This is a genomic window from Rhodopseudomonas telluris, from assembly GCF_042432815.1.
Lineage (GTDB): Bacteria > Pseudomonadota > Alphaproteobacteria > Rhizobiales > Xanthobacteraceae > Rhodopseudomonas > Rhodopseudomonas telluris.
This window is the reverse complement of the sequence record NZ_JBHLWM010000001.1, coordinates 280,753-305,463: the sequence shown is the minus strand read 5'-3', so window position 1 is coordinate 305,463 and position 24,711 is coordinate 280,753. Positions and strand designations below refer to the sequence as shown.

The window sequence follows — 24,711 nt, the reverse complement described above, 5'->3', positions numbered from 1 at the left end:
TGAATCGACCTGCCGCTGCAGTTCGCGGCGCCGGCACACCCTTGCGGCGCGTGCCGGCGATCGATCAGGCGGCCAGCGCGAGAGGCCGCGGGTGAGCGTGCTCGCGGTCGGCGAACAACGCGTAGTACAACGCATAGGCCCAGCCGATTCCGGTCCAGCCGAGCAGCAGATTGCCGAAATAGAGCGGCCATTTGTATTCCACGTTCCGGGCGAACCCGATCAGCATCGGACTGCAATACAGAACGGCGGACATGAGGTAGAGCGTCCATACGATCGCCGGCAGGTTGGCGTCGTAGGGCAGTTCACTGAAGGTGAGCATGTTTGGGTTTCTCCGCAGATGGGGTCAGATCGGCACCATCCTTTCCCCTTGGGCCGCGAGCGGCCGCACGGATCACGCGCGAGGGATATCGTTGCCGACAGCCTGCGAAAGACGCAGCGCAGCAAACTTTGTTTTGAATCAAATCACGCCCGACGCCCCATTGCGGCAATTGCGCGCGGACGGACGACGATCGCTTACTAACAGGTATCAGCAGGCCGTTTGCGATAAGTATCGTGATTAGTGATACAAGGACGCGAACGACTTGACCAACACCCTCTCCGCGCCACCCCGAGCCAACGGGTCGGCGCGAAGCACCGCCCGATGGACACGATCCGCGAAGCAATCCAAAGCCGTGCACGGGACTGGATTGCTTCGCTTCGCTCGCAATGACGGGGGCTCAAGGGCGGCTCTTTGAAGAGTGCGGGCCGCGTTCCGTAGGATGAGTTACGCGGCAGCAAAATCCATCACGTGCATCGCAGACGGCAGACGTGGGTTTCGCTGCGCTCGACGCGCTAAGGATTGACGCAAGTACTACGCACTCCGCGCCAGTGCGCCGTCGATCATCGCGACGGCGTTGGCGAGGCCATAGACCGCCACGAAAGAGCCGAAGCGCGGCCCCTTTTCCTGGCCGAGCAGCACCTGGTACAGCATGTTGAACCAGTCGAGCGACACGCCGGGCTTGCCGTCCTTGGCGGCCTTCTTGTGGTCGAGGAACGGCTCGCGGCGGCCGATCTCGTAGACCACGTCCTGGATCGCCTCGGCGGTGGCGTCGGCCGGGAGCTGCGACAGCGCATCGCGCAGATCCTGCAGCGCCGCGCGCTCGGCGTCGGTCGGATCGCGGAACACCTTGGTGGGCGCCACGAAGTCGCGATAGTAATTAATCGCGTAGCCGACCATGTCGTCGAGCTTCGGATGCGACTGCGGCGTCACGCCCGGCCGGTAGCGGCCGATGAAACCCCACAGCGTCTCAGCGTTCTCGGCGTTCGACGACGACACCAGCGTCAGCAACAGCTGGAACGTCACCGGCATGTCGGCCTTCGGCGGCTGGCCGCCGTGTATGTGCCAGACCGGATTGGCGAGCTGCTGCTTGGCGTCCTGCCGGGCGAAGCCGTCGAGGAACTGGTAGTAATCGTCGACGTTGCGCGGGATGACGTCGAAATACAGCCGCTTCGCCGCCTTCGGCTCGCGATACATGAACAGCGACAGCGATTCCGGCGAGGCGTAGCGCAGCCACTCGTCGATCGTCAGGCCGTTGCCCTTCGACTTGGAGATCTTCTGGCCCTTGTCGTCGAGGAACAGCTCGTAGTTGAAGCCCTCGGGCGGCGTGCCGCCGATCGCCTGCGCAATCTTGCCGGACAGCTTCACCGAATCGATCAGATCCTTGCCGGCCATCTCGTAATCGACGCCGAGCGCGGTCCAGCGCATCGCCCAGTCCGGCTTCCATTGCAGCTTGCAATGCCCGCCGGTGACCGGAACGGTGACACGCTCCTTGGTCTCCGGGTCGTCGTACGACACCGTGCCGGCCTTGACGTCGTGCTCGACGATCGGCACCTGCAGCACCACGCCGGTGCGCGGGCAGATCGGCAGGAACGGCGAGTAGCTCGCGGCGCGCTCCTCGCGCAGCGACGGCAGCATGATGGCCATCACCTTCTCGAGCCGCTCCAGCACCTTCAGCAGCGTCGCGTCGAACCGTCCGCCCTTATAGTACTCGGTGGCCGAGGCGAACTCGTAATCGAACCCGAAGGTGTCGAGGAAGGCGCGCAGCCGCGCATTGTTGTGCGCGCCGAACGACTCGTGGGTGCCGAACGGGTCCGGCACGCTGGTCAGCGACTTGCCGAGGTTCTGCTCGAGCAGCTCCTTGTTCGGCACGTTGTCCGGCACCTTGCGCAGGCCGTCCATGTCGTCCGAGAACGCCAGCAGCTTAGTCTTGATCTTGTCGTCGGTCAGCACGCGGAAGGCGTGACGCACCATCGTGGTGCGCGCGACCTCGCCGAACGTGCCGATATGCGGCAGGCCCGACGGGCCGTAGCCGGTCTCGAACAGCACCTCGTCCTTGGGCTGCTTCTTCAGCCGGTTCACCAGCGCGCGCGCCTGCTCGAACGGCCAGGCGTTGGATTGTTCGGCGAGCGTGCGCAGATCGGACGCGCTGGGCAAATCGGTCGTGGTCATCAACGTCTCCAACCGCCGGCAGGCGGGTGCTTCAAGTCCATCGTGTCGGCTCAGAACGGGCTGACGGAGAAATAGCGCAGCCACAGGTCGGTATAACGCCCCTTTTCCCAGAGGCGAAACAGCGCCCAGTTCAACGACTGGCGCAGCAGGTCGTTGCCCTTGCGCACCGCGATGCCGACGCCTTCGCCGAAATAGCGGCTTTCGGTGAACGGGCCGCCGCTGAAGGCGCAGCAATTATCCGAATCGGTGCCGTTGATCCAGAACGCCAGCGAGATCGCGTCGCCGAAGATGAAGTCGACCTCACCGCGCTTCAGCCCGCCGCGCAGCGCCTCGTCGTTGGGATAAGAATGCAGCTCGGCGTCGGTGAACATCGCCTTGAGATAGGCCTCGTGCGCCGAGCCGGCGATCGCCCCGACCTTCTTGCCCTCGAGATATTCCGGGCGGATCTCGGGCATCACCGCATCCTTGCGGGCGACGAAGCGGCCGGGCGCGCGATAATAGGGATCGGTGAAGTCGACCTTGGCGCGGGTCTGCGGCGTCACCGCCAGCGACGCGATGATGGCGTCGCCGCGATTGCCGGCGAGCGCGTCGAGCAGCGTCTCGAACCGGCGCATCTGCACCGTGCAGGTGACCTTGATCTCCTCGCACAGCGCCCGCGCCAGATCGACATTGAAGCCGGCCGGATTGCCGTCGGGGCCGGTGTAGTTGAACGGCGGATAATCGGTCTCGGTGAGGAAGCGGATCACCGTGAGGCGGGACAGGTCGGGCCGCTCCGGCCGCCGCCGCGGGTCCCAGAATCCCGGCACCGCATGCGCGGTCACGGCGGCCACCGCCTTGGCCTCCGGATCGGGCTCGGCAGCTTTGGCGCCATGACCTGATCCGAATCCAGCACAGAGCACCGCCGCCGCGAGCAGGCAGCCGCGCACGCCGGCCAATCGGCCGTTGATGACCAATTCAATCCATGGTTGCATAACGAGGGTCCGCACCGGCGGTCTTATAGACCATCCGGCGCGAGACGCGAGTGCAGTTTGCGTAAGAGTGCTTCATGGTGGACGTCGCCCCCACCGACCCCAGCGATGCGTCGGCACCTGCCGGCGGCGTCGCCGTCAGGTCGCCGAGATCGCGCGGGCGTCGGCCGTTCGTACGCCACGACACTAGCGGGGCGGATGCGCCCGCCTTCGACCAGCAGCCGGTGTCCGAGCCGCAATCCGCGATCGAACTGGATTGCCTGCGGGGCCTGCTCGCGCCGGCCGTGCTGCGGTCCGCCGAGCAGCGCGCGCAGCAACTGGGAATCGGCGCCGACCAGGTGCTGATCCGCTGGAGCGTGATCGACGAGGCCGCCTACCTGGACCGGCTGGCGCGACATCTCGGGATCGCGCGCGAAGATTTCGCCGGGCTCGAACGACGCGACATCGCGCTCGGCGATGACCAGATGCGGTTCGCCGCAGCCGCCGGCATGATGCCGCTCCGAACAGACGGCGAGCTGGTCTGGACGGTCGCGCCGCGGCGGATCGGGGCGCGGACGCTGTGCGAGAAGCTGCAACGGGATCCCTCGCTGGCCGCTCAGTTTCGACTCGCGACCGATCGCTCCCTGCAGGCGTTTCTGGAACGGAGCAGCCCCGGCCTCGCCCGGCACGCCTGCTTCGGCCTGGCGCGTCTTGATCCGAGCCTTTCGGCTGCGCCTCCCGCAGGCGAGCCGCGCTGGCGATCGGCCGTCAAGCGGGCGGCCGGCGCAGCGCTCCTGATCGGTGCGTTGCCGCTGCTGGCGACGTTCGCCTGGGGAACGCTGCCGGCGCTGTTGTTTCTCAGCTTCATCGGGCTGCGGCTGCTCGCAAGTGTGCAGCCGCTCCCTCCGCCATCACGCCCGGCACGCTGGCCGGACGCGGCGCTGCCGACCTACACCGCCATCGCCGCGCTGTATCGCGAGGCTTCGTCGGTCGCGGCGCTGGTCGAGGCGATCGAGGCGCTCGACTACCCGCGCGAGAAGCTCGACATCATCCTGGTGGTCGAGCCCGACGATCTCGCCACTCGCGCCGCCATCGCCCGGCTGAAGCGTGGGCCGCATCTGCGCGTGCTGGTCGCCCCGGCGGCGGCGCCGCAGACCAAGCCGAAGGCGCTGAACTACGCGCTGCCCTTCGTGCGCGGCAGCATGGTGACGGTGTTCGACGCGGAAGACCGCCCCGCCCCAGGCCAGCTTCGCGCCGCGCTGGACGCGTTCGCTCAGGCTGGCCCGCAGGTCGGTTGCGTACAGGCGAGCCTGCAGGTCGACAACACCACGCACAGCTGGCTGTCGCGGCTGTTTCTCGCCGAATATGCCGGACAGTTCGAGGCGGTGCTGCCCGGCCTGTCCCGCCTCGGCCTGCCGCTTCCGCTCGGGGGTTCGTCGAATCACTTCCGCACCCACGTACTGCGCGCGGTCGGCGGCTGGGACGCCCACAATGTGACCGAGGACGCCGACCTCGGCTTTCGGCTGGCGAGGTTCGGCTACGCGTCGATCAGCTTCCCGTCCCGCACCTGCGAGGAAGCGCCGATCGGCTTCCCGGCCTGGTGGGGACAGCGCACCCGCTGGATGAAAGGCTGGATGCAGACCTGGTGGGTCCATATGCGCCGACCCGTGCAATTCCGGCGCGACGCCGGCTGGCGCGGCCTGCTGACGCTGAACCTTTACGTCGGCGGCGGCGTGTTGTCGGCGCTGATGCACCTCCTGCTGCTCGTGAAACTCGCTGGGGCCGGCTGGGCGCTGGCGTGGAGCGGCACGACCATCACCAGCGAGCCCTCGCTGTGGTTCCACGGCCTGACGATCGCGGCCGGCTATCTCGGCAGCGCGGTGGTCGCGGCGATCGGGCTGAGGCGCATTGGACGAGTGCGCGATGCAATCTGGCTGCTGGCGCTGCCGCTGTACTGGATCGGCCTGTCGCTCGCCGCGTGGCGCGCGCTCTTCGAACTGGTGTTGAAGCCACACCATTGGCAGAAGACCGAGCACGGCATCGCCGCGCGCGAGCCGATGCCCGCGAAAGCCGGCCGTGGCGTCAGAGATACCGCTTCAGATCCGCCGCGGCCTCGTCGGGCTTCCGCTTGAGGTTGAACGGGGCGACGAAGTTGCCGTTCTTGTCCATCAGATAGATCAGCGCGGTGTGGTCCATCGTGTAGTCGCCGTCCTTGGTCTCGACCTTCTTGGCATAGACCCGGTAGGACTTCTCGATCTTGTCGGTGGCCTCGCGGCTGCCCGTCAGGCCCTTCAGATGCGGATCGAAGCTCGACAGATAGTCCTTCATGGCCGCCGGCGTGTCGCGCTCCGGGTCGACCGAGATGAAGTAGGCGTTGACGCGGTCGGCATCCTTGCCCATCGCCTGCAGCACCTGCGAGATCTCGAACAGCGAGGTCGGACACACGTCCGGGCAATGGGTGAAGCCGAAGAAGATCAGCGTCGGCTTGCCCTTCAGGCTCTGCTCGGTGACGGTCTGGCCGTTCTGGTCGGTGAGCTGGAACGGACCGCCGATTGACGACGGCGCCGCGACCTTGTTGAGGCCGCCGAGCAGCCACAGCACCACCACGAGGCCGACCACCAGGCTGCCGGCGAACGCCGCGACGATGACGAGCGGGCGGGTGGATCGGGGAGCAGCGGCCATGGCGGGGTCCTCGCGTCGAACACCGGTCGACGAAGCGAGTCCGCGCCCGGCAGGGCACGCGGCACGCGGCCGCGAATGCCGCACCCATAGAGCGAGGGGCCGCGGCGGGCAAGCGCCACACCGCCGCGCCGGATCACGTCATGCGGAGCGGCGCGGCTCGCTTCAGCGCGAGGCCGACGCCTGGGCGTCCATGTAGCAGGGACGATACATCGACATCAGCTGCTTGCCGCGCAGGAAGATCATCTGCCGCGTCAGCCCGCCACGCTTGGCGATCCAGCGCCGGATCTCGGCCGGATACATCGTGTAGAGCATGTGGGTGGCTTCGGGATTGGTGATCGCCCGGCCGTTCGAGCCCATGTCCCAGGCGGCATGGAAGCCGAGATTGGCGCGCGAGGTGACGCAGATCTTGTCGTGCGGTACGGCACCGAGCACGATGGTGCAGGCCGACGCGCACAGGCCGTCGATCACGACGGTTTCGCCGGAGGTGCGCAGGCTCTGGTACTTGTCGACGTAGGTTCCGATCCGACCGCCGCGATCGTCGGCGATTCGGACCACGGCGTGGCTCGATCCCATGCCGGCGACCAGGAGCAAAGCCGCAATCAACCCCGTCAGCAATCTCATGGCCCGCCCCGATTAGTTCGCTTCCAATGTCCGAACAGCCCGGTGATGCAGGGTCGCTGATTCAGGACATCGTCAGCGTGATTTCGGATCGGATGTTTGTCCAGATCGCAACCATGGCTCGACTTAAATTCAAATCGAGTGTTGCAGGCGGGCTGCACCCGTCGCCGCGCGAGGTCCCAAACTGAAACATCGCAGCGGCGAAAGCCGTTGACCGCTGATCATCGCGCACGCTTCAATCGGTTCCGAAGGGGAACGCTCATGACCACAGATGCGGACGTGATCGTGATCGGCGCGGGACTCGCCGGTCTGGTCGCTGCGACCGAGATCGCCGACGCCGGACGCAAGGTGATCGTGCTTGATCAGGAAGGCGAACAGAATTGCGGCGGCCAGGCGTTCTGGTCGTTCGGCGGTCTGTTCCTGGTCGACTCGCCCGAGCAGCGCAGGCTCGGCATCCGCGACAGTTACGACCTGGCGCTGCAGGACTGGCTCGGCGCCGCCGGCTTCGATCGCGACGAAGACCTGTGGCCGCGGCGCTGGGCCGAAGCCTATCTGGCATTCGCAGCGGGCGAGAAGCGGAGCTGGCTGCGCGCGATGGGCCATCGCATCTTCCCGGTGGTCGGCTGGGCCGAGCGCGGCGGCTACGACGCAATGAGCCACGGCAATTCGGTGCCGCGCTTTCACGTCACCTGGGGCACTGGCCCGGGCCTGATCGAGCCGTTCGTGCACCGCGCTTACGCCGCGCTGGCCGCTGGCCGGCTGACCTTCAAGTTCCGCCACCGCGTCGATTCGTTGATCGTCACGAACGGCGTGGTCGAAGGCGTCAGCGGCGCGGTGCTCGAGCCGACGCAAGCCGAGCGCGGCGCCAGCAGTTCGCGCACCGTGGTGGACGACTTCACGCTGCGGGCGCAGGCCGTGATCGTGGCGTCGGGCGGGATCGGCGGTAATCACGAGCTGGTGCGGCAGAATTGGCCGCAGCGGCTCGGCACGCCGCCCCGGCGGATGATCTCCGGTGTGCCCCAACACGTCGATGGCCGCATGCTCGGCATCACCGAGGCGGCCGGCGCGCGGCTGATCAACCGCGACCGGATGTGGCACTATGTCGAGGGCCTGCAGAACTTCGCGCCGATCTGGCCGCGCCATGGCATCCGCATCCTGCCCGGCCCCTCGTCGATGTGGTTCGACGCCACCGGCAAGCGGCTGCCGGCGCCGCTGTTCCCGGGCTCCGACACGCTCGGCCAGCTCCACGCCATCATGGCGACTGGATACGATTACTCCTGGTTCGTGCTGACGCAGGCGATCATCAAGAAGGAATTCGCGCTGTCGGGCTCGGAGCAGAATCCGGACCTGACCGGCAAGAGCTGGCTGATGACCGCACGCCGCGCCACCAACAAGGGCGCGCCGGCGCCGGTCGAGGCGTTCAAGCAGAACGGCGCCGATTTCGTTGTGCGCGACAATCTGCCGGATCTGGTCGCGGCGATGAACGCGCTCAGCGGCGACAACCTGCTGAGGCTCGACGACCTGCGCAGCCAGATCGAGGCGCGCGACCGCGAGATCGACAATGCCTTCGTCAAGGACGCGCAGGTGATGAACATCCACAATGCGCGCCGCTACATCGGCGACCGGCTGATCCGCACCGCCAAGCCGCACAAGATCCTCGACCCGGCCTACGGCCCGCTGATCGCGGTGCGGCTCAACATCCTCACCCGCAAGACGCTCGGCGGCTTCGAGACCGATCTCGATGGCCGCGTGTTCGGCACCGGCGGCGCGATCATGCCCGGCCTCTACGCGGCGGGTGAAGCCGCCGGGTTCGGCGGCGGCGGCATGCACGGCTACCGCTCGCTGGAAGGCACCTTCCTCGGCGGCTGCCTGTTCTCCGGCCGCAACGCCGGACGCGCAGCCGCAAAGGCGGTGGCCTGACACCACGCGCCAGCATTCGCAGCGACGATTAGCTGCGATCGCAAACGCTTCGCGATACGCCCGACCTGCGGATGATTACCGGGGCGCGCACGCGCGACACGCGATTTAATTCAAGATTAGTAACAATGTCGGACTACTCATCCATACTTCATCGGTCGCTCACTGCCCTGTCAGCGACGACCGCTAATGTTCGGACTCGAACCATTCGTCGATCCAGGGTCTCGGGACTTTCATCCGGGACCGAACGCTCGCGCGGCGCGGGCGGACTACCGCTCATTGCAGTCGAACGCCCCGTCAGCGTCAGGAACCATCATGCTCCGCCTCCGCCTCAGTCATAAAATCAATTCGATCGCCGCCGTCGGCATCCTCGGCGTGCTCGCGCTCGGCGCGCTGTACATGATCGGAAATGCCACCGAGCAAGCCGCCCTGACGCAGGACGAACGTGCCCGCTCGCTCGGCGACCGCAACATGCGGATGCAGATCGCGATGCTGGAGCAGCGCCGCGCCGAAAAGAACTTCATGATCCGCAAGGAGGAGAAGTATGTCGCGCAGTATCGGGAGATCGGGGACACGATCAAAGCCCTGATCGACGACATGATCCGGCATGCCGAAGCCGCAGGGCAGCAGGACCTCGCCGGCAATCTGAAAACGATCCAGGCCGGCTACCGGGACTATGACGAATATTTCGGCCAGCTCGCTGCCGCGCAGACACGGCTCGGCCTGACCGAAAACCTCGGCCTCGAAGGGGGGCTGCGCAAATCGGTCCGCGACATCGAGAGCGCCCTCGGCAATCTCGACGAGCCGAAACTGACCGCCACGGTGCTGATGATGCGCCGGCACGAGAAGGACTTCATGCTTCGGCGCAATCCCAAATACGCCGACGACATGAAGCAGCGCGCCGCGCAGTTCTCGACCCAGCTTGCCGCGTCGGACCTGAGTGCGGCCACCAAGGCGGAGCTCACCCAGAAGTTCGACGCCTATCAGCGCGATTTCGCGGCCTGGGTCGAGAGCGCCCGCGCCATCACCGAGGCCGAGGCCGCGATGGTGAAAAGCTTCCGGGCCATCGAACCGGTGGTCGTCGGCGTCGCCACCACCATCCGCCAGGCAGGAGAACGGGCTCAGGCGGCCGCCGCCGTCGCGCGCGAGACGACGACCCAGCGGATGCAGATCGCGATCGTGCTCATCATCCTCGCGGTCAGCGCGCTCGGCCTGCTGATCGGACGCTCGGTATCGCACCCGCTGAAGGGGCTGACCGGCGGATTGAAGGAACTCGGAGCCGGCAATTTCGACGTCGTGTTGCCCGGCCTCAATCGCACCGACGAGATCGGCGACATGGCGCAGGCGGTGGAGTCGTTCAAGATCCTGGCGCAGGAGAAGGCCCGCGCCGAGGCCGAGGCCAAGGCCGAGCAGGACCGGCTCGCTGCCGAGCAGCGCCGGCGTGACATGCATCGGCTCGCCGACCAGTTCGAAGGCGCGGTCGGCGAGATCGTCGAGACGGTGTCGTCGGCCTCGACCGAGCTCGAAGCCTCCGCGACGACGCTGTCCAGCACCGCGCAACACGCCCAGCAGTTTACCGTGCTGGTCGCCTCCGCCTCGGAGGAAGCCTCGACCAACGTGCAGTCGGTGGCGTCCGCGGCCGAAGAGATGAGCTCCTCGGTCAACGAGATCAGCCGGCAGGTGCAGGAATCGGCGCGGATCGCCGCCGAGGCGGTGTCGCAGGCACAGGAGACCAACGAACGCGTCAGCCATCTGTCCGAGGCCGCAGCGCGGATCGGCGACGTGGTCGAGCTGATCAACACCATCGCCGGGCAGACCAACCTGCTGGCGCTGAATGCGACCATCGAGGCGGCACGCGCCGGCGACGCCGGGCGCGGCTTCGCCGTGGTGGCGAGCGAGGTCAAGATCCTCGCCGAGCAGACCGCGAAAGCGACCGAGCAGATCAGCCAGCAGGTCGGCAGCATTCAGAGCGCCACGGACCAGTCGGTGGCGTCGATCCGCGGCATCGGCACGACGATCTCGCGGATGTCGGAGATCGCCGCCACCATCGCGTCCGCCGTCGAGGAACAGGGTGCGGCGACGCAGGAGATCTCCCGCAACGTCCACCACGCCGCCGAGGGCGCTCACCAGGTCTCGGTCAACATCGTCGAAGTGCAGCGCGGTGCCGGCGAAACCGGTTCGGCTTCCGCGCAGGTGCTGACGGCCGCGCATTCGCTGTCGCACGACAGCACCCGGCTGAAGGACGAAGTCGCACGTTTCCTGCGTACGGTCCGCGCCGGCTGATCATCCCGACGCGCGATCACTAACAAGTCTCCAACGCCGCTGTGCACGCGCTGCGCAGCGGCGCAAGCCGCCGTTAATGATCTCCGTAAAGGTTGATTTTGCTTCATCGTTGACGGCGCTCAGCAGCGAACCCAATGATCGCGTCCGAATTATCACGCCCACAGGGACGCCAACCATGTCACGCACCACCATTGCTTTGATCGTTTCCGCCGCGACCGCCGCCGTGGTGGCGCCGACCGCCGCCTCCGCCTGTTATGGCTGCTACGCACCGCCGCCGTGCCAGACCTGCTATCAGCAGCAATATGTGCCGCCGCAGTATCAGTCGGTGCAGGAAACCGTGATGGTCGCGCCGGGCCGCGTCGTCGCGCATCGGACCCCGCCGGAATATCGGACCGTGATGGTGCCGAAGACCGTGATGGTCTCGCCCGGCGGCGTCGAATACGAACGCGTCCCGCCGCAATACGCCACCCGCGAACGCGTCGAGATGGTGTCGCCCGGCTATACCACCTACGCCCCCGTCCGCCCGCGCTGCGGCAGCTGCGGCTGGTAAGGCGTCTCACCGCCCGTCATTGCGAGCGAAACGAAGCAATCCAGAAGCCCAGTGCACCGGGGCTGGATTGCTTCGTCGCTTCGCTCCTCGCAATGACGGAGATCGGGAGACGTGTATCGATTGCTTCCGCTACGCGCTGAGCTTGGTGTGCTCATCTCAACTCGTCATAGCCGGGCTTCGTCCCGGGCGTGACGGAACCAGACGAGCCACTCGTTGCCAGCGGGCGCCAGCGATGACGACGAAGGCTAGGCCCGCCGATACGGCAGTTTCCAGCCTTCGAGCCTGCGCAGGCCAGGTTCGCGGCGTTCGAGCCACCAGCCGTATTGCTTGGGCCAATCGGCGAACACCTGATCGTCGGCCTCGGTGAGTTCGAGCTGGGCGTGCAGCGCCCAGTTCGGATCGAACAGCGCTTCGCGACCGATCCCGACCAGATCGGCCTGGCCCTGCTCCACGACTTCCTCCGCCTGATCCGGATGCAGGATCAGCCCGACCGCGATGGTCGGCACCTCGGCTTCCTTGCGGATGGTTTCGGCGAACGGCACCTGGAAGCCATAGCCGCGCGGAATCCGGTTCGCCGTCGCCGAGCCGAGCAGGCCGCCCGACGAGCAGTCGATGATGTCGGCGCCGCGTGCTTTGGCCTCACGGGCGAACACGACGGAATCGGCCAGCTCGATGCCGCCCTCGACGCCGTCCACCGACGAGATCCGGACCGACAACGGCAAAGTATCCGGCCACGCCGCCCGCACCGTCTCGATCACCTCCAGCGGAAACCGCATCCGGCCGGCACGGTCGCCGCCATACTGATCGGTCCGCATGTTGGACAGCGGCGACAGGAACGAGTGCAGCAGATAGCCGTGGGCGCAGTGCACTTCGAGCATCTCGAAGCCGGCCTCGACCGCGCGCAGCGTCGCGGCGCGCCAGGCGTCGAGCAGTTGGTCGAGCTCATCCTCGGACAGTTCCTGCGGCGTCAGCCAGCCCTCTTCCATCGGGATCGGACTCGGGGCGACGATCGACCACGGCTGGTCGCCGCGTGCCCGATCCTCCGCGGTCAGCGCGGCGTTGCCGTACCACGGCCGCTGCATGCTGGCCTTGCGGCCGGCGTGCGCGAGCTGGATCGCCGGCACCGCGCCGTTATCGCGCAGGAATGCGGCGATCCGCTCCAGCGGCTTGATCTGCCCGTCATGCCACAGTCCGAGGTCGCCATGAGTGATGCGGCCGTTCGCCGTCACCGCGGTCGCTTCCACCATCACGATGCCGGCGCCGCCCTGGGCGAACTTGCCGAGATGGACCAGGTGCCAGTCGCTGGCGATGCCGTCGACGGCCGAATACTGGCACATCGGCGAGATCAGGATGCGGTTCTTGGCGGTGATGCCCCGCAGGGTGAAGGGGCGAAACAGCGGCGGCTGCGACATCGGACACTCCACAGCTCTGAAGATCTGACGAATTTATAGGCATCAGGATCTGCACTGCGGCGGCCGCAGCGTCAATCGCCGGGCCGCGATGCCGCGGGCCCGGACGGCTGCGCCACGGCCGCGTCATGCGTTTACCGACCTCGGTCAATTGCTTGCAGTCATTGTGAAATCAGCCCGCTTTGGACTATCGTCGGAGGATGTCCCTGATCACCCGACGCCGCACGCTCCGCCTCGCCGCCCTGACGGCCGCCCTTCCGTTTCTGCCGTTGTGCCGCGCCGCGGCGCAGGGGCTCTATCCGTCGCGGCCGGTGCGGATCGTGGTGCCGTTCGCGGCCGGCGGCGTCGCCGACGTCACCGCGCGGCTGGTCGCCGACAAGCTCGGCGCCAAGCTCGGCAACCGCTTCTACATCGAGAACCAGCCCGGCGCCGGCGGCATTGCGGCGGCCCGCACGGTGATCTCGTCGCAGCCCGACGGCTCGACGCTGGCGCTGCTGTCCAACGGCACCGCGATCAGCGTGTCGCTGTTCAAGAAGCTGCCGTTCGATCCGGTGAAAGACTTCATGCCGGTCTCGAGCCTCGGCGTGTTCGACTTCCTGTTCGTGGTCCGCGCCGACGCGCCGTTCAAGACGATGGAAGATTTCATCAAGGCGGCGAAGCAGAACCCGGGCCGCTACAATGTCGGCACCATCAATCTCGGCAGCACGCAGAATCTCGCGGCCGGCATGTTCAGGACCGCCGCTGGAATCGATTTCGTCACCATCCCGCATCGGGGCACGCCCGAGGTGCTGGTGTCGCTGCTGCAGGGCAATGTCGACGTGGCGATTGACAGCTATTCGGCGCTGAAGGGCAACCTCGTCGACAAGAAGATCCGCGCCCTCGCCGCCTCCGGGCCGCTGCGCTCGAAGATCACGCCCGACATCCCGACGCTGCGCGAAAACGGACTGGAAGTCAGCATCGAATCCTGGAACGCGCTGTTCGCGCCGGCCGGCACGCCGCCGGCGGTGATCAGCACGCTCAACGGCGCGCTGCAGGAGATCCTCGCCGATCCGGCGTTGAAGAAGCAATTGCTGGAGCTCGGCATCGACGCGCGCGCCTCGACACCCGATCAACTCGCGGCGCGGCTGAAGGCGGACATCGACAAATGGAAAGCCGTGATCGACGCCTCCGGGATTGAGAAACAGTGACGGCCCGAACGGCCGAGGCATCCCGATGAATCTGAAGCAGCTCGAATACTTCATGCGGGTCGCCGAGCTCGGCTCGTTCAGCAAGGCGGCGATGATGCTGGACATCGCCCAGCCGGCGCTGAGCCGGCAGGTCCGCGGGCTGGAGACCGAACTCAATCAGCAACTGTTCCTGCGCAACGGCCGCGGCGTCGCGCTGACGGAAGCGGGGCGACGGCTGTTCGACCACAGCGTCGGCATCATGCAGATGGTGGCGCATGCCCGTGAGGATCTCGGCGCCAGCCGCGGCGCGCCGGTCGGCCGCGTCACCATCGGGTTGCCGCCCTCGATTGGCCGGCAATTGACCCTGCCGCTGATCGACCGCTTCAAGCGCGAACTGCCCGCGGCGCGGCTGGCGATCGTCGAGGGGCTGTCGAGCCACATCGTCGAATGGGTCACCACCGGCCGTGCCGACGTGGGGCTTGTGTACAATCCGGACGCGCAGTCCGGCATCGAGATCACACCGCTACTGCAGGAGCCGCTCGGCCTCGTCAGCTACGTGCCGCCCGCGCAACGCGGCCGGGCGGCGCCGCCGCTGCCGTTCAAGGAGCTGGCCGACTATCCGCTGATCGTGCCCGAGCGCGTCCATGCGATGCGCCGGCTGCTCGAGACCCAGGCGGCGCTCGCCGGCGTCAAGCTCGACATCGCCTGGGAAGTCTCAAGCGTGCCGTCGATCATCGAGCTGGTGTGCGCCGGCTATGGCCACGCGGTGCTGACCGCGAGCGGCGTCGCCGCCTCGCCGCGCGGCGCCGAACTCAGCCTGCGCAAACTGGTGTCGCCCGAAGCCACCAGTGCACTGTGCCTCGCGGTGTCCGCCACCAAGCGGCCGACCCCGCTGGCGCAATACACGATGGGACTCTTGACCGAACTGGCGCGCGGCCTGCCGGGCTGACACAACGCTCATCTGCCGGAAAGGCATGGCGTCATGCTGTCGCCATGCCTTAACCCGATAGCTGTTATTGATACGGCACGGTGGCGCCTGCGGCCCACTGCGGCCAAGATAGAATGAACAAATTCCGGGAAGGAAACGGATGCAGACCGCGATCCCCTGCCTGTTCATGCGCGGCGGCACTTCGCGTGGCCCGTTCTTCAACGCTGCCGATCTGCCGCAGGACATCGCGACGCGCGACAAGGTGCTGCTTGCCGTGATGGGCTCGCCCGACCGCCGCCAGATCGACGGACTCGGCGGCGCGCATCCGCTCACCAGCAAGGTCGGCATCGTGTGCAAGGGATCGAAGCCCGGCGTCGATCTCGACTTCCTGTTCGCGCAGCTCCAGCCCGACAAGGACACGGTCGATACCACGCCGAACTGCGGCAACATGCTGGCCGCCGTAGTGCCGTTCGCGCTCGAGACCGGCATGATCAAGCCGCAGGGCGACACCACCACGCTGCGCGTGCTGACGCTGAACACCGACATGCAGTGCGACATCACGGTGCAGACGCCGGGCGGTCACGTCTCCTACGACGGCGACGCGCGGATCGACGGCGCGCCCGGCACCTCGGCGCCGATCAAGATCAACTTCCTCGACACCGCCGGCTCGGTCGCGCCGAGCCTGCTGGCGACCGGCAACGTCCGCGACGTCATCGATGGCGTCGAGGTCACCTGCATCGACAACGGCATGCCGCTGGTGATGTTCAGGGCTGAAGCCGTCGGCCGCACCGGCTACGAGAGCGTCGAGCAGCTCAATGCCGATACCGAGCTGAAGGCACGGCTGGAGACGCTGCGGCTCGCCTGCGGCCATGCCATGCAGCTCGGCGACGTCACCAAGAAGAACTACCCGAAGATGACGCTGATCGCGGCGCCGCGCGCCGGCGGCAGCATCTCGACCCGCAGCTTCATCCCGCACGTCTGCCACGACGCGATCGGCGTGCTCGCCGCCGTCACGGTCGCGACCGCCTGCGTGCTGAAGGGCAGCGTCACCGAAGGCATCGCGGTGGTGCCGGAAGGCACCGTCAAGCAGATCTCGGTCGAGCACCCGACCGGCGAATTCTCGGTCGAGATCGAAGTCGATCCGGCCAACCCGCAGAACGTCACCCGCGCCGCCCTGCTGCGCACCGCGCGGCTGCTGATGCGCGGCGAAGCGATGGTGCCGGCGGCGGTGTGGGGCGGCAAGGCAGCCGGCGATGCAGCGTTGCGGCGGGCGGGAAGTATGCGCGCATGACAATTGGCCGCCACTGCGAGGGGCACCCTCCCCTGGAGGGGGAGGGTCGCTCGCGCAGCGAGCGGGGTGGGGTGGCGAAGAGTTCATCCACCGTGCTCGCGGCTCACCCCACCCCGGCGCGCACCGCGCTTCGCGCTGTACACGCCGACCCTCCCCCTCCAGGGGAGGGTGAAGAAAGCTCTATGTGCAGGGATACCCGATGATCATCGACATTCACGGCCACTACACCACCGCGCCGAAGGCGCTGGAGGATTGGCGTAACCGGCAGATCGCCGGCATCAAGGATCCGTCCGTGATGCCGAAAGTGTCCGAGCTGAAAATCTCAGACGACGAGCTGCGCGCCTCGATCATCGAGAACCAGCTCAAGAAGATGCAGGAGCGCGGCAGCGACCTCACGGTGTTCTCGCCGCGCGCCTCGTTCATGGCGCACCACATCGGCGACTTCAACGTGTCGTCGACCTGGGCGGCGATCTGCAACGAGCTGTGCTACCGCGTCTCGCAGCTGTTCCCGGACAATTTCATCGGCGCCGCGATGCTGCCGCAGTCGCCGGGTGTCGACCCAAAGACCTGCATCCCCGAGCTGGAGAAGTGCGTCAAGGAGTACGGCTTCGTCGCCATCAACCTCAATCCCGATCCATCGGGCGGCCACTGGACCTCGCCGCCGCTGACCGACCGGCAGTGGTATCCGATCTACGAAAAGATGGTCGAGCTGCAGATCCCGGCGATGATCCACGTCTCGACCAGCTGCAACGCCTGCTTCCACACCACCGGCGCGCATTATCTCAACGCCGACACCACCGCTTTCATGCAATGCGTCGCCGGCGATCTGTTCAAGGATTTCCCGGAGCTGAAATTCGTCATTCCGCACGGCGGCGGCGCGGTGCCGTATCACTGGGGCCGCTTCCGTGGTCTGGCGCAGGAGATGAAGAAGCCGCTGCTCGAAGACCACGTCCTCAACAACATCTTCTTCGACACCTGCGTGTATCACCAGCCGGGCATCGACCTGTTGAACACCGTGATCCCGGTCGACAACGTGCTGTTCGCCTCGGAGATGATCGGCGCGGTGCGCGGCATCGATCCGCGGACAGGCTTCTACTATGACGACACCAAGCGCTACATCGAGGCGTCGACCATCCTGACACCGGCCGAGAAGCAGCAGATCTACGAGGGCAACGCCCGCCGCGTTTATCCGCGGCTCGATGCGGCGCTCAAGGCGAAGGGCAAGTAATCATGACTGTACGGATGAACGATCTCGGTATCGTCAAGCGCAACATCAGCCGCGCCGACAAGGCGGCGACCACGAAGCTGTCGCGCTTCGGCGTCGCCACCGTGCACGAGGCGATGGGCCGCGTCGGCCTGATGGCGCCGTATATGCGGCCGATCTATCCGGGCGCGCATATCTGCGGCACCGCCGTCACCGTGCTGCTGCAGCCCGGCGACAACTGGATGATGCATGTCGTCGCCGAGCAGCTGCAGCCCGGCGACGTCGTGGTCGCGGCCTGCACGGCGGATTCGACCGACGGCTTCTTCGGCGATCTTCTGGCGACCAGCTTCCGCGCCCGCGGCGCGCTCGGCCTGATCATCGACGCCGGCGTGCGCGACGTGCGCGATCTCACGGAGATGAAGTTTCCGGTGTGGTCCAAGGCGATCCACGCCAAGGGCACCGTCAAGGCGACGCTCGGCTCGGTCAACATTCCGGTGGTCGCCGCCGGCGCGCATGTTACGCCCGGCGACGTGGTGATCGCCGATGACGACGGAGTGGTGATCGTGCCGGCCGCGGTGGCGCAGATGGCGGCCGATGCGGCTGAAGCCCGCGAGGCCAACGAGGCCGACAAGCGCGCCAAGCTGGCGTCAGGCGTGCTCGGCCTCGACATGTACAAGATGCGCGAGCCGCTCGAGAAAGCTGGCTTGAAGTACATCGATTGATGAGCAGCGATCCGAAACAGTGGCTGGTCGGGATCGTTGGTTACGGCGAGGTCGGCAAGATTCTCGCCGAGGATCTGCGCGCGCAGGGCGTCAAGGTCGCGGCCTATGACGTCAAGCTGAACGACGACCGCGGCGGACCGCTGCGCGAGCACGCAACTCGCCACGGCGTGACGCTGACCTCGTCGCACGCCAATCTGGCGGCGCGCAGCGACTTCCTGATCTCCGCCGTGACGGCGAGCCAGACCGTCGCGGTCGCCGAGGCCTGCGCGGCTGCGCTGAACCAGGGCACCTGGTTTCTCGACTTCAACTCGGCGTCGCCCGGTGCCAAGCAGCGCGCCGCGGCATTGATCGACGGCGAACACGGCCGCTATGTCGAAGGCGCGGTGATGACCTCGGTGCCGCCGTATCGGATCAAGGTGCCGCTGCTGCTCGGTGGCCGGCACGCGGCCGAACTGGCGCCGCTGATCAATACGCTCGGCTTTGCCGCCAAGCCGGCCAGCGACAAGCTCGGCGTCGCCTCCGCCACCAAGATGTGTCGCAGCATCATGATCAAGGGGCTGGAGGCGATGGTGATCGAGAGCTTCACCACCGCCCGCGCCTACGGCGTCGAGGACGCGGTGATCGCCTCGCTACAGGAGACGTTTCCGCAAATCGATTGGGAGAAGCAGGGCGCGTACTTCTTCCAGCGCGTCATCGAACACGGCCGCCGCCGCGCCGAAGAAGTCCGCGAAGTCGCCGAGACCGTGCGCGACGCCGGGCTGACGCCGTGGTCGGCGCAAGGCACCGCCGAGCGCCAGGCTTGGGTGGCGGATCTCGCCGATGAAGGCCTGTTCGGAAAACGCGGCGACAAGGGCTTCGCGCGCAGCGCCGACTGGCGGACGGAGGCGGATCGGATCTTGGCGAAGGTGAAGGACGAGACGAAAACCTAACGCCGAAGTAACTGGCGGCTTGGCGGCAGGACTAATTGGCCGCTCTGCGGTCGCACTATTTGGCCGCGGCGCTCGTGGCTTCCCCTCCCCCTTGCGGAGAGGGTCGGCCGAGCGAAGCGGAGGCCGGGGTGGGGGTCCACGAGTCGCAGTGCTTGTGGCACCCCCACCCCCGACCCCTCCCCGCAAGGGGGAGGGGAGCGGACGAGGCGAGACAAATACGATGACTTCAACGAGCGCCTTGACCCGGCGCTGACTTGGACGAGTAACAAGAATGACCTTCGAAAAGACCCCCGGCTGGCTGGACTGGTACCAAGGCCCCTCGAAGCCGACCTTCAAGGTGCCGGCGGGCGCGGTGGATGCGCATTGCCACGTGTTCGGCCCTGGCGACGAGTTTCCGTTTGCGCCGGAGCGCAAGTACACGCCGTGCGATGCGTCGAAGCAGCAACTCTACGCGCTGCGCGATCATTTGGGCTTTTCCCGCAATGTCGTGGTGCAGGCGACCTGCCACGGCGCCGACAACCGTGCCATGGTCGATGCACTTGTGAACTCCGGCGGCAAGGCGCGCGGCGTCGCGACGGTGCGCCGCAGCGTCAGCGATGCCGAGCTGCAGGCGATGCATGATGCGGGCGTGCGCGGTGTGCGGTTCAACTTCGTCAAGCGGCTGGTCGATTTCACCCCGAAGGACGAACTGGTCGAGATCGCCGAGCGCATCAATAAGCTCGGCTGGCACGTGGTGATCTACTTCGAGGCGGTCGACCTGCCCGAGCTGTGGGACTTCTTCACCGCGCTGCCGACCACCGTGGTGGTCGATCATATGGGGCGCCCGGACGTCACCAAGCCGGTCGACGGCCCGGAATTCGAGCTGTTCGTCAAATTCATGCGCGAGCACAGCAACGTCTGGTCGAAGGTGAGCTGCCCGGAGCGGCTGTCGGTGTCCGGCCCGCCGGCGCTGAACGGCGAGCAAAACGCCTATCGCGACGTGATCCCGTTCGCCCGCCGCATCGTCGAGACGTTCCCGGACCGCGTGCTGTGGGGAACCGACTGGCCGCACCCGAACCTGAAGGACCACATGCCCGACGACGGCCTGCTGGTCGACTTCATCCCCCACATCGCGACCACGCCGGAACTTCAACGCAAACTACTGGTCGATAACCCGATGCGGTTGTATTGGCCGGAGGAGAAATGATCCGACTGCTCCGGCAACGCGCACGGACCTCACCTCTCCCCGCGTGCGGGGAGAGGTCGACCGGGTTCGCACAGCGAAGCCGGTCGGATGAGGGGGCGTCTCCGCAAAGCCGAGCCGCTCAGACTCGCGGAGACGCCCCCTCACCCCACCCCTCTCCCCGCACGCGGGGAGAGGGAGCAACAGCAGCCCGATTCAACTAACAAACTCCAGAGGAGAGACCGCCATGCCCCTCGACAAACCCTACAAGGACGTGCCCGGCACGACGATCTTCGACGCCGACATGTCGCGCCAGGGCTATCACCTGAACCAGTTCTGCATGTCGCTGATGAAGGCCGAGAACCGCTCCCGCTTCAAGGCGGACGAGCGCGCCTATCTCGACGAGTGGCCGATGACCGAGGATCAGAAGCAGGCGGTGCTCGCCCGCGACCTCAACCGCTGCATCTCGCTCGGCGGCAACATCTACTTCCTCGCCAAGATCGGCGCCACCGACGGCAAGAGCTTCCAGCAGATGGCCGGCTCGATGACCGGCATGACCGAGGAAGAGTATCGCAACATGATGATCAACGGCGGCCGCTCCGCCGAAGGCAACCGCTACATCGGGGAGAAGAAGTAATGGCTCGGATCACCGCCAGCGTTTACACCTCGCACGTCCCCGCCATCGGCGCAGCGATCGACATGAAGAAGACCGGCGAGGACTACTGGAAGCCGGTGTTCGCCGGCTACGAGTTCTCCAAGGAGTGGCTCAAGAAGGAGAAGCCGGACGTCATCTTTCTGGTCTTCAACGATCACGCCACCGCGTTCAGCCTCGACCTGATCCCGACCTTCGCGATTGGCACCGCGGCCGAGTACACGCCGGCCGACGAAGGCTGGGGCCCGCGCCCGGTGCCGAAGGTGATCGGCCATCCGCGGCTCGCGGCGCACATCGCCCAGTCGGTGATCCAGGACGATTTCGATCTCACCATCGTCAACAAGATGGACGTCGATCACGGCCTCACCGTGCCGCTCAGCCTGATGTGCGGTGAGCCGCAGGCCTGGCCCTGCCCGGTGATCCCGTTCGCCGTCAACGTCGTGCAATATCCGGTGCCGTCCGGCCGGCGTTGCTACATGCTCGGCCAGGCGATCGGCAAGGCGATCCGCTCCTACGACGAAGACCTCAACGTGCAGATCTGGGGCACCGGCGGCATGAGCCACCAGCTCCAGGGCCCGCGCGCCGGCCTGATCAATCGCGAATGGGACAACGCCTTCCTCGACCAGCTGATCAACGATCCCGACGCGCTGTCGAAGAAGCCGCATATCGACTACGTCCGGGAGGCGGGCTCCGAAGGCATCGAGCTGGTAATGTGGCTGATCGCGCGCGGCGCGATGAGCGACGTCGCCGGCGGCGCCAAGCCCAAGGTCGCCCACCGTTTCTATCACGTCCCGGCCAGCAACACCGCGGTCGGCCACCTCATTCTGGAGAACGCCTGACATGGCAAAGAAGATCAAGGTCGCCCTCGCGGGAGCGGGCGCGTTCGGTATCAAGCATCTCGACGGCATCAACAACATCGACGGCGTCGAGGTGGTGTCGCTGATCGGCCGCCGGCTGGAGCCGACCCAGGAAGTCGCCAAGAAATACGGCATCGCGCACGTCTCGACCGAACTGTCCGACGCGCTGGCGCTGAAGGACGTCGACGCCGTCATCCTGTGCACGCCGACCCAGATGCATGCCGAGCAGGGCCTCGCCTGCCTCAACGCCGGCAAGCATGTCCAGATCGAGATCCCGCTGGCGGACTCGCTGGCCGACGCGCAGGCCGTGGTCGATCTGCAGAAGAAGACCGGTTTGGTGGCGATGGCCGGTCACACCCGCCGCTTCAATCCCAGCCATCAATACGTGCACAAGAAGATCAAGGCCGGCGAACTGAACATCCAGCAGATGGATGTGCAGACCTACTTCTTCCGCCGCACCAACATGAACGCGCTCGGCCAGCCGCGCAGCTGGACCGATCATTTGCTCTGGCACCACGCCGCCCACACCGTCGATCTGTTCGCCTATCAGGCTGGCTCGCCGATCGTGAAGGCCAACGCCGTGCAGGGCCCGATCCACAAGGATCTCGGCATCGCGATGGACATGTCGATCCAGCTCAAGGCCGCCAACGGCGCGATCTGCACGCTGTCGCTGTCGTTCAACAATGACGGCCCGCTCGGCACCTTCTTCCGCTACATCTGCGACAACGGCACCTACATCGCCCGCTACGACGATCTGGTGAACGGCAAGGAAGAGAAGATCGACGTTTCGAAGGTCGACGTCTCGATGAACGGCATCGAGCTGCAGGACCGCGAATTCTTCGCCGCGATCCGCGAAGGCCGCGAGCCGAATTCGTCCGTTGCCCAGGTGCTGCCCTGCTACCAGGTGTTGCACGACCTCGACCAGCAGCTCGCCCAAGGCTGAGCCTCAGCGCGTCATTGCGAGGAGCGCACGCGACGAAGCAATCCAGCCCGGAGCACGGAACTGGGTTGCTTCGCGGAGCCTGTCATCGGGCCGGCCAAAGGCCGAACCCAGTGGCTCGCAATGAGGAGGACAAATCTCTTCTGCTACTCCGTGACCCGGATCACGCCCGGGGCACCTGTTTCGGCGGGGAACCATCGGAAGCCCGTCAGGTTAGTTCCAGCATCGGCCGTTGCGTGGCCGGCGAGGAGGTAACCGATGTTCGAGCGTGGCATCAGGCGTTCCAGCGGCGTTCGCGCCGTGGCGATCGCGACCGTGGCGGCGATTGGGCTGGCCGGCTTGCAGCCGACCGTGGCCGTGGCTGCGCCCCAGGCAGCCGACAAGGCGCCGGCCATATCCCGGCACGACATCACCGATTTCAGCGCCCGCAAGAAGCGTTATGTGCGCCGGGGTGGCGGCGGCGGCAACGCTGCGGCAGCGGCGGCCTTTGCCGGCATCATCGGCACGGTGGGAGCCATCGCGGCCAGTCAGGCGCGCCGGGATTACTACGAGAACCGTTACTATGGCCCGGGCTACTATGGACCAGGCTACGGCTATTATGGTGGCGGACCGGGCTACGGCTATTATGATCCTTACTGATCACTTCCGCAGGACGGAAAGCTGCGCAGCTGCGGCTTTCCGTCTTTCGTACGTTGCGCTGAGTTAACGCCACCGACATCCAGTTGCGCTAGGCTGACCGAATGAGCGATTCGGTCGAACGGCTTTATCAGGCGGTGCTGGCGGCGCGGGATCTCGATCCGGCGACGTCGCGCACGGCGCGCCTGTTTCGCAGCGGCTCCGGCAAGATGGCCAAGAAGCTCGCCGAGGAGGCGATCGAGGTGGTCATCGACGCCATCAACGGCGACCGCGAGGCGGTGGTCCGCGAAAGCGCCGACCTGATCTACAATCTCACCGTCCTGTGGGCATCGGCCGGCGTGCGGCCCGAAGACGTCTGGCAGGAGATGAACCGTCGCGAAACCCTGCTGGGGATCGCCGAGAAGCTTCCCAAGCCGGGCGTGAAAGTCGCCAAGCCGACGCTGCGTCCCGCACGGCGGCCGATTGCCGCAATCGAGGCCAGGGCCGCCCGGAAGCGGCACTGATGGCCCCTGTTTCGGCCGGCCGTCATATTTGTGGCATGGACAAAGCGGCGCCGGGATGGTTGATCCCGGCCCATGCTGAGACGAATCTACGACTGGTGCATCGACGCCGCCCATAAGCCCTATGCGCTGTGGATCCTCGGAATGGTCTCCTTCGCGGAGAGTTCCTTCTTCCCGATCCCGCCCGACGTGATGCTGATCCCGATGTCGCTGGCGCGGCCGGAGCGGGCGTGGTTTTACGCCGGCCTGTGCACCGTGACCTCGGTCGCTGGCGGCGTGGTCGGCTATGCGATCGGCGCCCTGCTCTATGACTCGGTCGGCCATTGGCTGATCCAGCTCTACGGTTACGGCGACAAGGTCGAGGCGTTCCGCGCCGGCTATGCGCAATGGGGCGCCTGGATCATCCTGCTGAAGGGCCTGACCCCGATCCCCTACAAGCTGGTGACCATCACCTCCGGCTTCGCCGGCTACGACATCTGGTCGTTCATCTTGTTCTCGATCATCGCCCGCGGCGGCCGGTTCTTCATCGTGGCCGTCGTGCTCAACCGCTGGGGCAGCGTGATCCGCGAGCAGATCGAAAAGCGCCTGACGATGTGGGTGACGCTCGCCGCCGTGCTGCTGGTCGCCGGCTTCGTCATCGCCGCCCGGCTGGTGTAGTCCGCGTCTGACTACCTCGACCGGCTCGACATCATCGACGAAACGGTGGCCCAGTTGCTGGCCTGTCAGTTAACTAGCAAACCGGTTTGCGCGAAGATTCCACAGCGGTTGCCGGATAAGGCTCCAAGCTCATCGGCGCGGGGCACCGCCCGCGGCCCGGTGCGTCATTCCGG

Annotated in this window: 23 protein-coding genes; 17 read left to right on the top strand and 6 right to left on the bottom strand. The window is 66.4% G+C overall.

The annotated features are described in order from the left end of the window. Positions 1–64: 64 nt before the first annotated feature. The 3 genes from ACFFJ6_RS01385 to ACFFJ6_RS01375 all read right to left on the bottom strand — a co-directional run bounded on the left by ACFFJ6_RS01385 (position 65) and on the right by ACFFJ6_RS01375 (position 3,459). Positions 65–319, bottom strand: a complete 255-nt coding sequence (locus ACFFJ6_RS01385) for a superinfection immunity protein (RefSeq protein WP_378383581.1) — start codon at positions 317–319, stop codon at positions 65–67. A 531-nt stretch (positions 320–850) separates the two neighbouring features. Continuing rightward, complete coding sequence (locus tag ACFFJ6_RS01380; protein WP_378383579.1) at positions 851–2,488, bottom strand: lysine--tRNA ligase; 1,638 nt, start codon at positions 2,486–2,488, stop codon at positions 851–853. A 50-nt stretch (positions 2,489–2,538) separates the two neighbouring features. Next, positions 2,539–3,459, bottom strand: coding sequence for an ABC transporter substrate-binding protein (locus tag ACFFJ6_RS01375; protein ID WP_378383577.1), 921 nt, complete (start codon positions 3,457–3,459; stop codon positions 2,539–2,541). Positions 3,460–3,533: 74 nt separating this feature from the next. Here ACFFJ6_RS01375 and ACFFJ6_RS01370 point away from each other — a divergent pair, with 74 nt between their 5' ends. Then, complete coding sequence (locus ACFFJ6_RS01370) at positions 3,534–5,567, top strand: glycosyltransferase (protein ID WP_378383575.1); 2,034 nt, start codon at positions 3,534–3,536, stop codon at positions 5,565–5,567. On the opposite strand, the gene ACFFJ6_RS01365 is transcribed toward ACFFJ6_RS01370, so the two are convergent. Continuing rightward, entirely contained in the window at positions 5,518–6,117 is a 600-nt protein-coding gene (locus ACFFJ6_RS01365) for an SCO family protein (protein ID WP_378383573.1), read from the bottom strand. The two genes, ACFFJ6_RS01370 and ACFFJ6_RS01365, sit on opposite strands and share 50 nt — an antisense overlap. Positions 6,118–6,279: 162 nt before the next feature. Beyond that, entirely contained in the window at positions 6,280–6,738 is a 459-nt protein-coding gene (locus ACFFJ6_RS01360; protein ID WP_378383571.1) for a hypothetical protein, read from the bottom strand. Between the two features lie 258 nt (positions 6,739–6,996). Between ACFFJ6_RS01360 and ACFFJ6_RS01355 the strand changes: the two genes are divergently transcribed. The 3 genes from ACFFJ6_RS01355 (at position 6,997) to ACFFJ6_RS01345 (ending at position 11,485) form a co-directional block, all read left to right on the top strand. After that, complete coding sequence (locus tag ACFFJ6_RS01355) at positions 6,997–8,655, top strand: FAD-binding dehydrogenase (RefSeq protein ID WP_378383569.1); 1,659 nt, start codon at positions 6,997–6,999, stop codon at positions 8,653–8,655. 312 nt (positions 8,656–8,967) lie between these two features. Beyond that, positions 8,968–10,935 (top strand): methyl-accepting chemotaxis protein, encoded by a 1,968-nt coding sequence (locus ACFFJ6_RS01350; protein WP_378383567.1) that lies wholly within the window; start codon positions 8,968–8,970, stop codon positions 10,933–10,935. Positions 10,936–11,110: 175 nt separating this feature from the next. Further along, positions 11,111–11,485: a hypothetical protein gene (locus tag ACFFJ6_RS01345; RefSeq protein ID WP_378383565.1), complete on the top strand. Its 375-nt coding sequence runs from the start codon at positions 11,111–11,113 to the stop codon at positions 11,483–11,485. Positions 11,486–11,730: 245 nt separating this feature from the next. Here the strand turns inward: ACFFJ6_RS01345 and ACFFJ6_RS01340 are convergent, their stop codons facing one another. Then, the gene (locus ACFFJ6_RS01340) at positions 11,731–12,897 is read right to left on the bottom strand and encodes an NADH:flavin oxidoreductase/NADH oxidase (RefSeq protein ID WP_378383563.1); all 1,167 of its coding nucleotides are present in this window, start codon (positions 12,895–12,897) and stop codon (positions 11,731–11,733) included. A gap of 197 nt (positions 12,898–13,094) precedes the next feature. On the opposite strand from ACFFJ6_RS01340, the gene ACFFJ6_RS01335 reads away from it, so the two are divergent. From ACFFJ6_RS01335 to ACFFJ6_RS01275, 13 genes are all read left to right on the top strand, one after another. Then, entirely contained in the window at positions 13,095–14,081 is a 987-nt protein-coding gene (locus tag ACFFJ6_RS01335; protein ID WP_378383561.1) for a Bug family tripartite tricarboxylate transporter substrate binding protein, read from the top strand. A gap of 25 nt (positions 14,082–14,106) precedes the next feature. After that, positions 14,107–15,009 (top strand): LysR substrate-binding domain-containing protein, encoded by a 903-nt coding sequence (locus tag ACFFJ6_RS01330; protein WP_378383559.1) that lies wholly within the window; start codon positions 14,107–14,109, stop codon positions 15,007–15,009. Positions 15,010–15,148: 139 nt separating this feature from the next. Next, on the top strand, positions 15,149–16,279 hold the full coding sequence (locus ACFFJ6_RS01325; protein WP_378383557.1) for a 4-oxalomesaconate tautomerase: 1,131 nt from the start codon (positions 15,149–15,151) through the stop codon (positions 16,277–16,279). Between the two features lie 199 nt (positions 16,280–16,478). Continuing rightward, on the top strand, positions 16,479–17,507 hold the full coding sequence (locus ACFFJ6_RS01320; protein ID WP_378383555.1) for an amidohydrolase family protein: 1,029 nt from the start codon (positions 16,479–16,481) through the stop codon (positions 17,505–17,507). A gap of 2 nt (positions 17,508–17,509) precedes the next feature. Then, positions 17,510–18,205: a 4-carboxy-4-hydroxy-2-oxoadipate aldolase/oxaloacetate decarboxylase gene (gene ligK, locus ACFFJ6_RS01315; protein ID WP_378383553.1), complete on the top strand. Its 696-nt coding sequence runs from the start codon at positions 17,510–17,512 to the stop codon at positions 18,203–18,205. Beyond that, positions 18,205–19,134 carry a DUF1932 domain-containing protein gene (locus ACFFJ6_RS01310; RefSeq protein WP_378383551.1) on the top strand — a complete coding sequence of 310 codons (930 nt, stop codon included), beginning with the start codon at positions 18,205–18,207 and terminating at the stop codon, positions 19,132–19,134. Before ligK ends, ACFFJ6_RS01310 begins: the two co-directional genes overlap by 1 nt. Positions 19,135–19,405: 271 nt before the next feature. Beyond that, on the top strand, positions 19,406–20,320 hold the full coding sequence (locus ACFFJ6_RS01305) for an amidohydrolase family protein (RefSeq protein ID WP_378383549.1): 915 nt from the start codon (positions 19,406–19,408) through the stop codon (positions 20,318–20,320). A 223-nt stretch (positions 20,321–20,543) separates the two neighbouring features. Next, complete coding sequence (gene ligA / locus ACFFJ6_RS01300; protein WP_378383547.1) at positions 20,544–20,933, top strand: protocatechuate 4,5-dioxygenase subunit alpha; 390 nt, start codon at positions 20,544–20,546, stop codon at positions 20,931–20,933. Continuing rightward, on the top strand, positions 20,933–21,787 hold the full coding sequence (locus ACFFJ6_RS01295) for a class III extradiol dioxygenase subunit beta (protein ID WP_378383545.1): 855 nt from the start codon (positions 20,933–20,935) through the stop codon (positions 21,785–21,787). Before ligA ends, ACFFJ6_RS01295 begins: the two co-directional genes overlap by 1 nt. Before the next feature lies 1 nt (position 21,788). Then, on the top strand, positions 21,789–22,748 hold the full coding sequence (locus tag ACFFJ6_RS01290; RefSeq protein ID WP_378383543.1) for a Gfo/Idh/MocA family oxidoreductase: 960 nt from the start codon (positions 21,789–21,791) through the stop codon (positions 22,746–22,748). Between the two features lie 255 nt (positions 22,749–23,003). Further along, entirely contained in the window at positions 23,004–23,384 is a 381-nt protein-coding gene (locus ACFFJ6_RS01285) for a hypothetical protein (protein ID WP_378383541.1), read from the top strand. Between the two features lie 101 nt (positions 23,385–23,485). After that, positions 23,486–23,884, top strand: a complete 399-nt coding sequence (hisE, locus tag ACFFJ6_RS01280; protein WP_378383539.1) for a phosphoribosyl-ATP diphosphatase — start codon at positions 23,486–23,488, stop codon at positions 23,882–23,884. Positions 23,885–23,956: 72 nt separating this feature from the next. Further along, a complete protein-coding gene (locus ACFFJ6_RS01275; protein ID WP_378383537.1) occupies positions 23,957–24,538 on the top strand; it encodes a YqaA family protein in 582 nt (193 codons plus the stop codon). The last annotated feature ends 173 nt before the right edge of the window (positions 24,539–24,711 follow it).